Genomic DNA, 15,165 nt, shown 5'->3' with positions numbered 1-15,165 from the left:
GAGAAACATGATGTAGCTCATTATTGAACTACATCATTGATATCTAGACTATTCTTTTGAAACGCCAGCAAGTTCCATCAACGCATCGTGATCTTCGATAGTGATATATTTGCCTTTAACGCTCAAGATGTCTGCTTTTTGGAAGCGACCTAGAAGACGGCTGATTGTTTCAACAGTCAAACCAAGGTAGTTACCAATATCGCCACGAGTCATCGTTAGGCGGAACTCACGCGGGCTGAAGCCACGTTGAGAGAAGCGAGTCGAAAGGTTGTAAAGGAATGCAGCAAGACGCTCTTCCGCGTTCTTCTTAGAAAGAAGCAGAATCATTTCTTGGTCACCTTTAATCTCGTTACTCATCAGGCGCATAATTTGCTGACGCAATTTAGGCATTTTTCCTGATAGGTCATCAAGAATCTCATATGGGATTTCACATACCATAGAAGTTTCTAGCGCTTGTGCAAAACTAGGGTGTTGGTCACCAGTAATCGCATCGAAGCCAACAAGATCGCCCGCTAGGTGGAATGCAGTAATCTGCTCATCACCTTGCTCGGTAATCGTGTAGCTCTTGATCGTTCCAGAGCGAATAGCATATAGAGATTTAAGCTCGTCACCGGCTTTAAATAACTCTTGGCCTTTTTGAATAGGCTTTTTTCTCTCAATGATCTGATCAAGTTGATCGAGTTCAGATTCATTCAAAGTAAACGGAATACAGAGCTGGCTAATACTACAATCCTGGCAATGGATCGCACAGCCACCAGACTGAACACGTTTCGTCACAGGCTTTTCAGAAATCATAACAATCTTTCACTATTTGATATACGTCAATATTTTAGCATTCCTTTATCCAGTTGGGTAGTAAAAAAACCGGATTTAAAGATCACCTATACGGTATAAATAATGAGCTGCAATGCCATATATCCGGTATAGAAACCGTAAAGGAGGATTAAAATTGCGCCTAATTGGCGAAATAAGTCAGCTTGTTGCAGTTTTTTGAGGAAATTAGCGCCCATGCCTACTGTGAGCATTGCTGGAAGCGTACCTAAACCGAAAGCAAGCATGATACCGGCACCGTTGTACCAACTTCCTGATACGGCCGCCCACGTAAGCATTGAGTAAACTAAGCCACATGGTAGCCAACCCCAAATAAAGCCAAACGGCAAAGCATGGCTAGGGTGCTTCAAGGGTAGAAATGATTTACCTAAAGGAGAGATATAGCGCCATAGTTTCTGCCCGACTTTTTCAAAGAACAACAAGCCGAACCACCATTTACCGATATACAAACCTAAGACGATCATAAAGCCAGCTGCAAATAATCGCAGCCAACCTAGCAGAGCGTTAAAATCGCTTAGCTGACCTATCGAAGAGATTGCACCGCCAATCACACCACCAATCACGGCATAACTTAGCAAGCGCCCTAGGTTATAAAGTAGGGGAATAACAGGGGAAGGTTTACTGTTGCCAATCGAAAGAAGCGACGCAATACCACCACACATTCCCATGCAATGGCCTGCGCCGATCAATCCAACAACAAAGGCTCCGATCCAATCAGGCGTCATCGTTCTTTTTGTCTACGTTAGTTTGGCTTTCGCTGTTAGCTTTCTCATTCTTGACAGGTTTACTATCAGAATGGTTGTGAGCCTTTTCGTCTTCATCAAACAGTATATTGTGACCTTGACGTTCTAGGTCTTCAAACTGTTCGCTCTTCACCGCCCATAGAAAAATACCAACAGCGATGCACACCAGTACAATCGCAATGGGGATCAGGATGTATAAACTTTCCATTATTTACCTTGCTCTTTTAAAAGCCTTAACGAGTTAGACACAACAATAATAGAGCTGGCAGACATGCCCACAACGGCAATGTATGGAGCAACCAAACCCGCGACAGCCAATGGAAGGATAAGTAAGTTATATCCTAATGACCAAGCTAGGTTTTCACGAATTATCTTACGTGTTTTTAACGCCAAAGTACGCGACTTAAGTAATCTATCGAGCTTATCACCCAGTAACACCATATCCGCAGAAGCTTTCGCCACGTCTGTACCGCCGCCCATAGCGACAGAAAGGTGGGCACCTGCAAGAATAGGGGCATCGTTAATGCCATCGCCAACCATCATGGTAATGTCACTTGCATCTCGAGAGTTCAGGTAAGCAAGTTTATCTTCAGGTTTCGCGTTAGCAACAATATCAGTAATACCAATCTCTTCAGCAACAGGCTTCGCGTTAATCAAAGAATCGCCAGTAAGCAGAGTTGTTTTGATGCCCGCTTCTTTAAATTGCTTAATAAACTCGATGCTTTCTTTACGGATTGGATCTTCATAAGTAAATGTAGCGATATGACGACCCGCCATCGACAAGTAAATGCCGTTGCTTTCCGATGGTTGAGCTTCACCTAGAATGAATTCACTACTACCAATCGCAACTTCTTGGCCATTCCACTCACCAGTGATACCTGAACCAATCACGTTATTAACTGACTCTACTTCGATCTCATCAGAAAGATGAGTCTTGAACGCTTTAGCGATAGGGTGGTTAGCGTGTTGTTCCAGGCTCGCCGCTACTTTGAGACAAGTGTCTTTATCAAGTTCAGCGAAGGTTTCAACTTGGCTGATACGAATATCACCCTCAGTCAATGTACCTGTTTTATCGATGATCAAGTGATTCACTTTGCACAAGGTTTCGAATACGTGGCCTTTGCGCAGCAAAATACCGAAGTTACCCATGCGAGACGTTGAACAAGTAATCGCCGTCGGTGTTGCCAGTGACAGAGCACAAGGACACGTTGCGACCAATACCGAAAGCATGATCCAGAAAGCGTCTTCTGGTCGTGTTTGGTGCCAGTAAAACCAAGTGCCGAATGAGATGATTAAGATAACCGCAACAAAGTATCGAGCCACAACATCAGCAATTTCTGCAATGCGAGGTTTAGACAGTTGCGCTTCGTCTTGCAGGCGAACGATGTTGGAAATCACCGAATCCGCTTTTGATGTCATCACTTCCAGTTCAAACGACTCGTCACCATTCAATGTACCAGCGTAGACAGTATCGCCTTCGTTTTTGACCACATGGATAGATTCGCCAGTCAGCATCGATTCATCGATATGAACTCTGCCAGACAATACTTTGCCATCGGCAGGAATGTGCTCACCCGGTAGAACGCGAATTTGGTCGCCAACTTTTAAGGTTTTGACTGGAACTTGTTCGCCATCTAACGTTGTTGCCATAGCAGGAACGAGCTTAAGCAGGTTACCACTAGCAGCGGCGGCTTTACGACGAGCGCGCATTTCAAGGAAACGACCAAGCAGTAGGAAGAAGGTAAACATCGAGATAGATTCGAAGAATACTTCACCTTTCTCTGTCACCGTTGCGACCAAACTTGCAACGTAGGCAAACAAAAGAGCGATCGACACAGGTACATCCATACCCAATGTTCGACCTTTGAGGCTACGCCACGCGTTGATATAGAAAGGCAATGCAGAGTAGAGCAGAACCGGTGTTGCAAAGATTAAGCTCACCCAACGGAAGTAGCTTTTGAATTCGGGCTCAAGGTTACCGAAGACTTCAAGATACAACGCCACAGCCAGCATCATGACCTGCATGGTTGCTAAACCAGCAATACCAAGACGATAGAGATAATTCTTCATCGATCGATGATAGGCGGCTTCTTGTTGATCAGCCTCAAAAGGTGCGGCTTTGTAGCCTAAGGTATGGATTGCAGACAACAGCTCGCTCAGTTTCGTCTGAGTGTTGTCCCAACTGAGCAGGGCGCGGTTAGTCGTGGTATTAACACGAATACTAACAACCCCTAACTTTGAAGAGACTTGCTTTTCAATAAGCCAAGCACAAGCAGCACAAGAGACACCTTCTAGTGACAATGTCACTTCAGAGGTGTTTTCAGAGTTACGGACGAACTCCAATTGAACATCTTCGTTGTCGTAATGACTGAGTGCCAGAAGTTGCTCTGGCACGAGATCCGCTTTTTCAGCTGGAGCGGTACGATATTGGTAGTAAGAGACCAGACCGCTATCAACGATTGTCTGGGCTACGGTTTCGCAACCCGGACAACACATAGGTCGCACCGATCCTAAGATTTCTACTTTAAAATCCGTTTCCGCTGGTACATCTTCACCGCAGTGATAACAGGATTCACACATAAGATTTAGTTCGTTAGTTGAGTAGGAGTATCAATAGGGAAGTTCATGCGACCTTGCACTAACCATTCAGAATCATGCGGAGAAAGCTCGATAAACCATGGACCTTGCATTTCATGATCCAGAGTCAACGTGTAGTTGCCTCTCGCATCAGCGGTCAGTAGCTGAGTAAAATCACGGTCAGGCAGCGTTCGGTGCACGAACATTGCGCTAATAGCAGGGAAGTGGTCTAGTTTGCCTTTGTCGAGAGTAATGATAACTGAGTTACCTTTCTCGCTAACTGAAGCTGATAAGCCAAGCTCTTTAGCAACATTTACTTTCGAAATGTCGACATTAATACCTTTACCTTTTTTATAGTAATCTTCAGTGACAACGTTAACTGAATGGTTGGTAAGTATCGCGACTCGAACCAATGTTAGCATAGAAACGCCAACGGTTAGGAAGATCAAAAACCACGGCCAAAACTGCTTATACCAAGGTTGTTCCATATTATTATTCTCAATATATACAATGAAATAAAACTAATTTTTACAAACACTTAAGGTTATAACTGTAAAAGAAAGACAGCCCCTTAAGAAGGGGCTGTTATTATTATGTTACTCTTTATCTGAGTTGCTGAGGCTCCAGACGTAGGCAGAGACGAGCTGAACCTTATCCTCACCGAGGATGTCCTTCCAAGCCGGCATTACACCAGAACGTCCGTACATGACTGTTTCCGTCACATCAGCGCGAGAATCGCCGAATAGCCAGTCGCGGTCAGTCAGGTCAGGGGCGCCAACAGCAGGGTTACCCTTACCATCAGTACCGTGACACGCTGCACACACTACAAAGCGAGCTTTACCAGCCTCTGCTTCACGTGCGTTTACGCTACGACCAGAAAGGCTAAGCGTGTAGCTAACTACTTCTTTTACGCCTTCTTCGCCAAGAGCGTCTTTCCAACCTGGCATTTGACCGACACGACCATGCATGATGGTAGTAACGATAGCTTGTGGTTCACCACCATATAGCCATGCGTCATCAGTTAGGTTCGGGAAACCTTTCTGACCACGTGCATCAGAGCCGTGACACTGAGAACAGTTTTGTAGGAACAAACGTTGGCCCACTTTGATTGCATCGGCATCTGATGCAATGTCAGGGACAGAACGTAGACCGTTTTCGTCGTGAGCTAGCTTTCTGAAAGCTTCACCAAAGTAGGTGTCAGCATCATCAAGTTCTTTCGCGTATGCGTCTAACTGTTTGTTTGCTTGCGCAGCAGCGATTGCAGAGCGAGACTCTTCTACGCTACGAACTGTTTGGTTTGAACTCGTCCAACCTAGTAGACCTTTAAAGTTGCCAAGGCCTGGGTATAGAGCTAGATAAACAGCTGCAAACACAATTGTGCTAACGAAAAGGTATGTCCACCATTTAGGTAGCGGGTTATTAAGCTCACGAATACCATCGTATTCATGGCCCATATCCTGACCTTCTTCTACACCTGTTTTATCGTTGGAACACCAACGAAGTAAGGCTGCACAGCCAATCAATGTACCGATTGTGATTACTGTTACCCAAATACTCCAGAATGTACTCATTACTTCGTCACTCCTTGATTTTTATCTTTCGCAGGTGCTTCATCAGCGAACACTAGGTTTGCATCTTCGTCGAAGCGCGACTTACGATTTTTACCGAAAGCCCACCAAACGATGCCGATGAAACAAGCAAAAACAGTAACAGTCCAAACACTTTGAAATGTAATAATGTCCATAATTATTCCTTATTTCATTGCGTGGCCAAGCGATTGAAGGTAAGCGATGATTGCATCCATCTCTGTTTTTCCTTCAACATCTTGTTTAGCGTTAGCAATTTGTTCGTCTGTGTAAGGAACACCAAATTGATTACGGAAGATTTCAAGCTTCTGTTTAGTCAATTTGCCATCAAGTACATTCTCAGCAAGCCATGGGAAACCAGGCATGTTTGATTCAGGAACAAGTTCGCGAGGGTCGATAAGGTGAACACGGTGCCACTCATCAGAGTAACGATCACCAACACGCGCTAGATCAGGACCAGTACGCTTAGAACCCCATAGGAATGGGTGTTCCCAAACACTTTCGCCAGCTACAGAGTAGTGACCGTAACGTTCAGTTTCAGAGCGGAAAGGACGAATCATTTGGCTGTGACATACGTTACAACCTTCGCGAATGTAGATATCACGACCTTCCATTTCCAGAGCAGAGTAAACACGTAGGTTTTCTACAGGTTCAGTAGTCTGCTTTTGGAAAATAAGCGGGGTAATTTCTACTAAAGCACCAAAACTGATAGCAATAACGATAAGAATCGCTAGTAGGCCAACATTCTTCTCTACCAACTCATGGCGATTATTTGAATTTGAGCTCATTCTAAATCTCCTTAAGCCGGTTGAGGGATAGCTTTAAGGCTATCTTTAGGTGCAGAAACAGTTTTGTACGTGTTGTATGCCATTAAGAACATACCAGATAGGAAGATGAAACCACCTAAGAAACGTACAAAGTAGAACGGGTAAGACGCTTCTACAGATTCAACGAAGCTGTAAGTTAATGTACCGTCAGAGTTAACTGCACGCCACATCAGACCTTGCATCACGCCAGAGATCCACATTGCTACAATGTAGAAAACCGTACCAATCGTTGCTAACCAGAAGTGAACATTGATTAGGGATACAGAGTACATACGCTCTTGACCAAATAGTTTAGGAACTAAGTGGTAAACCGAACCGATAGAAACCATTGCAACCCAACCTAACGCACCAGAGTGAACGTGACCGATAGTCCAGTCCGTGTAGTGAGATAGTGCGTTAACCGTTTTGATTGCCATCATTGGGCCTTCGAAAGTCGACATGCCGTAGAATGATAGAGAAACGATTAGGAAACGTAGGATTGGGTCGTAGCGAAGCTTATGCCACGCACCAGATAGAGTCATAATACCGTTGATCATGCCACCCCAAGATGGAGCAAACAGAACCAAAGACATAACCATACCTAGAGATTGAGTCCAGTCAGGAAGTGCAGTGTAGTGTAGGTGGTGAGGACCAGCCCAGATATACAGAGACACGAGAGCCCAGAAGTGAACAATCGACAAACGGTAAGAGTAAACAGGGCGACCAGCTTGTTTAGGAACGAAGTAGTACATCATGCCTAGGAAACCAGCTGTCAATAGGAAGCCTACCGCATTGTGTCCGTACCACCATTGCACCATTGCATCGATCGCTCCGGAATAAATCGAGTACGATTTAAACGCAGAGACAGGAACAGCTAGGCTGTTAACGATGTGCAACACGGCAACCGTGATAATGAAGGCTCCGAAGAACCAGTTTGCTACGTAAATGTGCGATGTCTTACGTTTAATCATGGTTCCGAAGAACACGACCGCATAAGCTACCCACACAAGAGTAATAGCAATATCGATTGGCCATTCAAGTTCTGCGTATTCTTTACCAGAGGTTAAACCTAACGGTAAAGTAATTGCAGCGGACAGGATAATCGCTTGCCAACCCCAAAAGGTAAAGGCTACGAGAGGGCCACCAAAGAGACGCGTCTGACAGGTACGTTGTACAACATAATATGATGTTGCAAACAGCGCACTTGTACCGAACGCAAAAATAACCGCATTAGTATGCAGGGGACGTAAACGACTGTACGTCAACCACGGCGTATCAAAGTTTAGCTGTGGCCAAACTAATTGAGCGGCAATCAAAACACCAACGCCCATACCGACAATACCCCACAAAATTGTAACTAGGGTAAATTGACGGACGACCGTATAGTTGTAGTTTTGTTCAAGCTGCTTTTCTTGGCTCATTTGCATGCTTCCAATTTCTTATTTACTACACTTTACTTCCAACACGACTCACGTCGTAATGCCACCCAAATTAGAAAAGGAAATTCAGCCTATTCAGGGCTTTATTTCCACTTGCTGATTTTTAAAAAAAGTGGCATTTTCAACGCGACACTATACTTGAATTAACAAATCAATGACAGAGTAGTAACCTTACGCTTGGTCTGGAATTGGATTTTTATTTAAAAACTTTGAACTTTGTAACAAGGAGTAAAGATTATAATGGCGGCACAAAAGCTAACAAAAGGCAGGCTTGTTCAAATTATCGTCATGTTGGTTATTTTAATAGCTGCATTTACTTGGAGAACAGTAACATACGATAATAACGAAACAGCAAACTGTATAGTTTCAAAACCTTGTAAATTTGGTATTGATAATCATAATGTTTCAGTTTCAAGCAATAACCTAGGGTATTCGATCGAAACATCTAAAACTGGCAAATTTATCATTAGCTATAATGAAAGCGGAATTCTGGAAGAAAAAGGACCATCAAATTGGCTGTTACAAACTAGTGATAAGACCTCCTCAATAACGGTTACATTTCCACAACAGGTGAGCACGTTTTCTGTAAACCTTTCTAAGGAGTAACAGAGAGAAACTGGGGCACACCTCGGTTCTTTTGATAGAAACATGTACCAAATCAGTGAAACACAATGCATTAAAGTGTTATAAAGAGAGCATTAATAAAGTTACCCAGAATCTATGAAATTTCTATCAAAAGTCTCTTACTCCCTAGACGATAAAATCGCAGTAGATGAGTTGCTCAGCGGGGTGGAAAACCCTGACGATATTGCTTGTCTTATTTGCTACTGCACAGAAGAGTATTCGACACTCGCTGTGCAGAGATATTTCGTAGATGCTCTCCCGAACACTCCCATACATGGCTGTACTACTTGTCACGGCATTATGACCGAAACTGGTTTTCATTCTGGTCCAGTCATTGGCGTCCTCATTATTCATGACTCGGGGATCAACGCCTATGGTACGGGAATCGAACATTTCAGCGACTCCATAGACCGCAGTACCTTCAGCGCGATAGACAAAGCACTCAAGAACGCCAACCGAGAAGGTGAAATTCCTGATCTTATCTTGCTGCATTCCACACCGGGTAACGAAGAAAAGGTGATGGCGGCTATCGATAAGAAATTTGGTACTGAAGTGCCAATTATTGGTGGCAGTGCTGCAGACAACCAGGTTTCCGGAAATTGGAGTATCTTCACCGAAGAGTCGCTGTCTATAAATGGTGTGTCTTTAACGGTAGTGTTTGCGTCTCAGTCCATCTATTCCTCTTTCAGCGCGGGTCATACGCCTACGCGGTATTCAGGCACCGTGACCAAAGTAAGAAACCGAATTTTGTTGGAGATAGACCACAGGCCAGCCGTCACCGTTTACAACGAATGGACTAATTTCCACTTAGATGGCAGTGATGATGGCTACATATTCGAAAAGTCGTCAGTCTACCCATTAGGCAGGAAAGTCGGCTCTTCTTACGATTACCCATATTTCAAATTATCTCATTCGATCAGAGAGACGGAGTGTAATGGGATTGAGCTGTTCACAGACATCAGTGAAGGCGACACCATCTACCTGATGCAAGGGTCTAAGCAGCAGTTGATTAGCCGCGCCGCGAATATCATTCACTCCTCATACTACAACGACATGGATCTTGAAGAGAAACTAGGGGCGATCAATATCTTTTGTGCAGGCCCAATGTTGAACCTTAAACAAGATATGGATGAGGTTTGTGACCAAATAAATCAAGCACTTAATGGGCTCCCATACATATGTCCGTTTACGTTTGGTGAACAAGGCAGGCTCTCTGGTGGCGAGAATGCACACGGGAATTTAATGGTATCGTCTGCAACGTTTTATAGGTTGAAAAAGTAATGGGTTCTGAAGGTCAAGAAGCGCTGCAAGAAGCACGTATTGAACTGCAAAAACTAAAAGCCCGTGAGCGAAAGCTGGCTGAAGAGAACAGGGTGATCTTATCAACCATCTCTGCGATCAGTAAGGCAAGTAACATATCTGAGATATTCTCCAGTCTCGAGTTCGTGCTCAAAAAATACATTAAGTTTGATGACTTTATCGTGGTATCAAGGGTAGGGAACGAAGGCAGTTTCAAAACCCTGCTAAGCAATAACAAAGTCTTCGAACAGATGAATTGGAGTGATTGTGGCAAGTTATCTCGAGTGATCAATGGAGAATGCGCCATCCTTTTTGAACCCAAGTCTCTGGGTGAATTCAATTCCTTACATCCCATTATCCTCGATCAAATCAACTCTGTTCTAATTACTGGTATCGATAGCGGACTAACACAATCCGTCATCATCTTTATCCACTCGAATACCAAGCACTTTAGTATTGAAACTAAGGCCACACTAAACCGTTTTCGACCGTTGATAGAGCGTGCTGTTTTCGATATTGAGAACAAAGAAAAGCTTGAAGCAACCGTTCGAGAACGTACCGCAGAGCTTGTCACAGCAAGAAAAGACGCAGAAAGAGCCAACAAGGCCAAGTCTGAATTCCTCGCGATGATGAGTCATGAATTAAGAACACCGCTAAATGCCATAATTGGCCTAATAGACACCCTAAAATCCACATCATTGAACGAAGAACAACAGTCTATACTGCTTAATATGAGCACATCATCTGAGCTATTGCTGGCAATTATCAGTGACGTATTGGATTTTTCTAAGATTGAATCTGGGTGTTTCTCGTTGGCTCCTCAATGGAGCAACGTAAGAGACACTGTAACTTTTGTATTGTCTGAACAAAAGAAGACAGCAGACGATAAAGGTTTGCCGCTAACAGTAACTAGCGATATCCCTGAAGGTGAACTTCATTACATCGACCCAAGTCGCTTGGCACAAATCCTATTTAATTTGATCGGTAACGCGATTAAGTTCACTGAGCGTGGGCATGTCCATGTTTCTATAAAGTACCAGCAGAGCTCTTTCTATATAATGGTGGAAGACACAGGGATTGGCATTAGCTCGCAACAACTTTCGTCGCTGTTCAGTCCATTTGTGCAAGCTGATAGCACAATCACACGTAGATTTGGTGGCACAGGTTTAGGCTTGGCCATCACTAAAAGACTGGTTGAACTGATGCGCGGGCGCATATCGGTAAAGAGTGAGCCTGGAAAAGGCTCCAAATTCGAAGTACAGTTGCCAGTGCTTACTAGAGTTACGAATAATCTGGCTAACAAAGAAGACGAATCTTCACGAGAGTTAAGAAGCCGTTATTCAGTGTTAGTTGTCGAAGACAATCCAACGAATCAAATGGTGATAAAGTTAATCCTTACAAGACAAGGCCACGAGGTTTTCATCGCAAGTAATGGTGAAGAAGCGATTGGCTTTATTGAAAGAGGCAACGAATCAATAGACATTATCTTAATGGATGTGTCGATGCCGGTCATGGATGGATTAACCACAACCAAATACATGAGAGACGCAAACATCAAAACACCAATCGTTGCGCTAACAGCACACACATCAGTAGAAGACAAATGTTCGTGCTTAGATGTCGGCATGAATGATTTCGTGACCAAGCCAGTAAGAACTAAAGAGATCACAGAAGCAATTGATCGATTAATGCTTGAAGTCTAATAAACGTATTCTTAATCGAAGATTAGGAAATATGTTTATTAGGTATTTTATGGTAAATAGCCTTACTGTTAAATAGAACATCGATTTGGTAGATAAACAAGAGGCAGGGCATCGCACAAAGATACCTGCCTTATAAATACCAAACACCATTTAACATAATACACATAATACGCAGTTAATATGTAAGCCCCAGATAGTAATGTCACTTTTGAGCTAGATTAAAATGTCCTCCTAAGCTTACCTATATTGGTCTGCTTAGGAATTATCCGGATGCTTATTACAATGGACGTTTGTGGCCGTCAAGTTAGCTTAAGCCCTCCTGATAGAGTTGGTATGAGCATTTATTTTTATGTAGCAAAGAACGAGTCCTATCAAAAACACGGTTTCTCGATTCAATGAACCAATCAATACCACCAATCAGGCAGTCAAAATAACCATTTTAAATCAATGATATAAAAGTAGTTGCAAGTTTCATCTATACTCCGTCGCTGTATTAAATCGGAGCCAAAATTTTGCAAACAAACAATGACCAAAAGCAAGCAATTATCTTATGCGCACTACTAATCATTGGATCTACTTTCTTTAATGTTGACCTAATGGTGGCGAGTACTGGTGAGCAAGTCATCTCCTTTGTTTCTGCGTTTATCACATACGTTGCCATTATTTGTTTGTTCTTACGATTCACTAATGTGGACGTTATCAGTTCTAATTATCGAATCTTGATCGGTGTTAGTTTTGTTGGCATGACGATCTTAGAGAATGTTTACCCGGTCATCCTGTACAGTGACCAAATATTTATTACTGAGTACTACGTTATCTTTTGCATCGAACTCGTTCTAAGTATCTACGTTACGAACGTCATAATTAATGTATCCAATATACTTGGCATGTTGGGAAGGCTCTCTCTACTCGATTCATTGCAGGCGAAGAGAAAAGTAAGACGAGATTCAAAAGCTGAAGCAACTCGGGTATATAAAAAGCTCTATCCAGTATTGGAGCTCCTTCTTGATCAAGGCTATAGTTTTGATTCACTGGAAGTTAAAGGTATTGTTAAAGTGTTAGGCGACTTGCCAGCATTGGGAAAGAAGCGAAAGAACTTCGCTAAATCTTATCTCAGAGATGAATTCACATTACGTAAGTTACCGCGTGATCCTTCACACTTAAAAGGGCAAACGCTGTGGCATTAATATCTTCAGATAAAACACTGACACCTAAATCAATTGTCCGTTAGCGCACTTCGGCATTGCATCAACAGACGTGTCAGACCAATCGACTTACGTCATCGCTAGATAAAGCGTTAAACACACTATCGCACTCTCATTGGTAAGGCCGTATGCCATCAATTTTTGGCCTTTCTGGGCTGTAGCTAGTTTCAGCCTCAAGAAGGAGTTGTTAAAACTTCCGAGCAATCCAACAAGTTACGTTGTATCTTCCTAAAAAGCTACAACTTGAAAGCTTAGCCTTTATGCAAAATAAACCACTTTAACAGGCTACTATTTCGTGTTTAAATTTTGATCTATCAAACAGTTATATGAATAAATTTGGTGATTAAGCAATCAAATGCTATGCATTCAATCCTTAAAAATAAATTAAAGTGTTAACATCAGGCAATTTTGTAAACTAGGTGTTTGATATGTTGCCTAAACTTTATAAGTTCAGATCGCTCCACGACAGAAACATACAATCTATTTCCGAGTGTTCGTTGTGGTTTGATTACGCTAAAACTTTTAATAACCCTTTTGAATCTAACCACGTATTCAACAAAGAGCTTCAACAAAACTTTAAGATCATGTGTTTCTCTCAGTCGAACGACCACCCAATACTATGGTCGCAGTATGGTGACAACTTTAAAGGCATGTGTATCGAGTATGATCTCAACTGCTATAACGGCTAGGCCAATCTCAACTGTTTTGAAGTCCAGTATGAAGACGAACCGAATATGTTCCGCCCGGCATCGCTAAGAGGTTTACAAACATCAAGACTGGGAGCTGAGATATTCAAAATTAAGCATTCTAATTGGCGTTATGAAAAGGAATACCGCTGGGTATTACCTGATGACGAGATGATCGGAAATAAACTCTACCTTAATAGAGAGTGCCTAAGCTCGGTGATTCTGTCAGAGCACGCTCCTGCCGACAGGAAATTGAAAGTTCTGATGACTTGCCAGCGCCTTGGTATCCCTGTTAAACACGCAATAGCAAAGCAAGAGTCGTTTACCTTCGAAGTGGTCAGTTAAGTAGAGTGTAATCCTACTGTTTAGCGCCAAAACAAGACATTCACATAAAGTTACAGCGCAACAAAAAAGAGAGCGACATTAATGAGACTCTCTCTTTTTATTACATGTTCACCGTAAGCTTTCCCAATCCTTTATCTTGCATCTGCTCAATCGTCGCGATAGACATTTGAACAGTTGAAAACCAATAAGGTCGGTGCTTAACGTTAAATAGTTCACTATTATCTAACGCCTCGAAAACAGAATATTTTCTACCTTGAGCCAAAGCTGCACCATAAACCGTTCGCTCAAGTACTGGAATGTCATTCACTTCCTCTAGAAGTGCCCTCTTGATGAACTGATTTCCAGGGCTCCAATCTATAAATTCAACGAGGTTTTTTAGTAGCTTAAGCTCTAGCTGCTCGACCATTGATTCAAGAAACTGTGTGTTTGGCATCACCTCAGTACAAGCATAATATTCGTCATGCTTGTCACTTGCTTCACGATAACCAAGCATCGTTTTTACCAATGCGTCTTCAAACGTTGAAGAAAAGTGGTTACAAATTAAAAACAAAGGCAGAACTCTCAACACACCAAGTAAAATGCCTACGTTAGGATCTTTAACCGACGTTTCTTGAAGTCGAATTCGAGTCGCATTTGACGTCACGACCAAGTGTTGCCAAACCTTAGGTGTGATGTGTTTAATGTTGCCATCATTCCACTTAATCAGCTGTTGACTCATTAACAATGGGAACAATAAACGACAATTTTCTATTCCTATTTGTCGTGCTGCAACTTTTGGATCGAGAATTACCTTAGATTTCTTTCCATATTTATCTGCAAACTCTTGATTGGAAACAAACTCGATTAAACTTGAGCTCAATGGCCTACTTTTCGCGGATATTTCATGGAGTTTGGAAAAGTTTAAAGATGGCGAATACGCAACACTAGCGAACTGATTGTAATCGGGTAAGTCTGAAAACAACGAACTTATTAAGGTACCTTGAAGCTTCTCAAGCATTAGCGCAGAAGCGGCATTGCTGACATCATCGATAACGTATCGTAAGGTTTGTTGCTTCGCGTCGACTTTTTCACGATGAGCATTGACTCTATCCTGCTCGCAGCGCAATAAAATACGTTGATTGTGAGATATGCGGTCAGATTCATCAAATATGACACTATCACAATACCTATTTTCCAAACTTAGTAACGTGTCTACTGTAGATTGTGCGAGCTTATATTCAGGTGAGATTAACCATCGATTAAAGCGAGCTTCAACATTGATTGAGACCTTCCTTGAGATCTCAACTACTTCAGGGGTATAACTTTTATTTGCTAACAACAA

At 42.6% G+C, this 15,165-nt stretch carries 14 protein-coding genes and 1 pseudogene; 5 read left to right on the top strand and 10 right to left on the bottom strand.

The window, feature by feature from the left end:
• Positions 1-48: 48 nt before the first annotated feature.
• From AB4493_RS03530 to ccoN, 9 genes are all read right to left on the bottom strand, one after another.
• The gene (locus tag AB4493_RS03530; protein WP_017059637.1) at positions 49-795 is read right to left on the bottom strand and encodes an FNR family transcription factor; all 747 of its coding nucleotides are present in this window, start codon (positions 793-795) and stop codon (positions 49-51) included.
• An 86-nt stretch (positions 796-881) separates the two neighbouring features.
• Positions 882-1,556 (bottom strand): sulfite exporter TauE/SafE family protein, encoded by a 675-nt coding sequence (locus tag AB4493_RS03525; protein ID WP_017059638.1) that lies wholly within the window; start codon positions 1,554-1,556, stop codon positions 882-884.
• Positions 1,546-1,782 carry a cbb3-type cytochrome oxidase assembly protein CcoS gene (ccoS, locus tag AB4493_RS03520; protein WP_017059639.1) on the bottom strand — a complete coding sequence of 79 codons (237 nt, stop codon included), beginning with the start codon at positions 1,780-1,782 and terminating at the stop codon, positions 1,546-1,548. Before ccoS ends, AB4493_RS03525 begins: the two co-directional genes overlap by 11 nt.
• Entirely contained in the window at positions 1,782-4,154 is a 2,373-nt protein-coding gene (locus AB4493_RS03515) for a heavy metal translocating P-type ATPase metal-binding domain-containing protein (protein WP_136974290.1), read from the bottom strand. Before AB4493_RS03515 ends, ccoS begins: the two co-directional genes overlap by 1 nt.
• Before the next feature lie 5 nt (positions 4,155-4,159).
• A complete protein-coding gene (locus AB4493_RS03510; protein ID WP_017059641.1) occupies positions 4,160-4,639 on the bottom strand; it encodes a FixH family protein in 480 nt (159 codons plus the stop codon).
• A gap of 108 nt (positions 4,640-4,747) precedes the next feature.
• Positions 4,748-5,722 carry a cytochrome-c oxidase, cbb3-type subunit III gene (ccoP, locus tag AB4493_RS03505; RefSeq protein ID WP_017063857.1) on the bottom strand — a complete coding sequence of 325 codons (975 nt, stop codon included), beginning with the start codon at positions 5,720-5,722 and terminating at the stop codon, positions 4,748-4,750.
• Positions 5,722-5,895, bottom strand: coding sequence for a CcoQ/FixQ family Cbb3-type cytochrome c oxidase assembly chaperone (locus AB4493_RS03500; protein WP_004733679.1), 174 nt, complete (start codon positions 5,893-5,895; stop codon positions 5,722-5,724). The genes ccoP and AB4493_RS03500 overlap by 1 nt, the downstream gene beginning before the upstream one ends.
• Positions 5,896-5,904: 9 nt before the next feature.
• Positions 5,905-6,525: a cytochrome-c oxidase, cbb3-type subunit II gene (gene ccoO, locus AB4493_RS03495; RefSeq protein ID WP_017059643.1), complete on the bottom strand. Its 621-nt coding sequence runs from the start codon at positions 6,523-6,525 to the stop codon at positions 5,905-5,907.
• Positions 6,526-6,536: 11 nt separating this feature from the next.
• Positions 6,537-7,970 carry a cytochrome-c oxidase, cbb3-type subunit I gene (gene ccoN, locus AB4493_RS03490; protein ID WP_009846707.1) on the bottom strand — a complete coding sequence of 478 codons (1,434 nt, stop codon included), beginning with the start codon at positions 7,968-7,970 and terminating at the stop codon, positions 6,537-6,539.
• A gap of 252 nt (positions 7,971-8,222) precedes the next feature.
• Here ccoN and AB4493_RS03485 point away from each other — a divergent pair, with 252 nt between their 5' ends.
• The 5 genes and pseudogenes from AB4493_RS03485 (at position 8,223) to AB4493_RS03465 (ending at position 13,844) form a co-directional block, all read left to right on the top strand.
• Positions 8,223-8,588 carry a hypothetical protein gene (locus AB4493_RS03485; RefSeq protein ID WP_372154523.1) on the top strand — a complete coding sequence of 122 codons (366 nt, stop codon included), beginning with the start codon at positions 8,223-8,225 and terminating at the stop codon, positions 8,586-8,588.
• A gap of 114 nt (positions 8,589-8,702) precedes the next feature.
• Positions 8,703-9,887 carry an FIST signal transduction protein gene (locus tag AB4493_RS03480; RefSeq protein ID WP_017063855.1) on the top strand — a complete coding sequence of 395 codons (1,185 nt, stop codon included), beginning with the start codon at positions 8,703-8,705 and terminating at the stop codon, positions 9,885-9,887.
• Positions 9,887-11,608, top strand: coding sequence for an ATP-binding protein (locus AB4493_RS03475; RefSeq protein ID WP_372154522.1), 1,722 nt, complete (start codon positions 9,887-9,889; stop codon positions 11,606-11,608). The genes AB4493_RS03480 and AB4493_RS03475 overlap by 1 nt, the downstream gene beginning before the upstream one ends.
• A gap of 512 nt (positions 11,609-12,120) precedes the next feature.
• Positions 12,121-12,795 carry a hypothetical protein gene (locus AB4493_RS03470; RefSeq protein ID WP_108100428.1) on the top strand — a complete coding sequence of 225 codons (675 nt, stop codon included), beginning with the start codon at positions 12,121-12,123 and terminating at the stop codon, positions 12,793-12,795.
• A 446-nt stretch (positions 12,796-13,241) separates the two neighbouring features.
• Positions 13,242-13,844, top strand: a pseudogene (locus tag AB4493_RS03465) (DUF2971 domain-containing protein).
• Between the two features lie 100 nt (positions 13,845-13,944).
• Here AB4493_RS03465 and AB4493_RS03460 read toward each other — a convergent pair.
• Complete coding sequence (locus AB4493_RS03460) at positions 13,945-15,165, bottom strand: hypothetical protein (RefSeq protein WP_017066879.1); 1,221 nt, start codon at positions 15,163-15,165, stop codon at positions 13,945-13,947.

It is taken from the genome of Vibrio sp. 10N.222.55.A1 (assembly GCF_041473835.1).
In the GTDB taxonomy this organism is placed as follows: Bacteria; Pseudomonadota; Gammaproteobacteria; order Enterobacterales; family Vibrionaceae; genus Vibrio; species Vibrio crassostreae_C.
The sequence above is the reverse complement of the archived record's forward strand: the minus strand, read 5'-3'. Positions and strand labels throughout refer to the sequence as shown.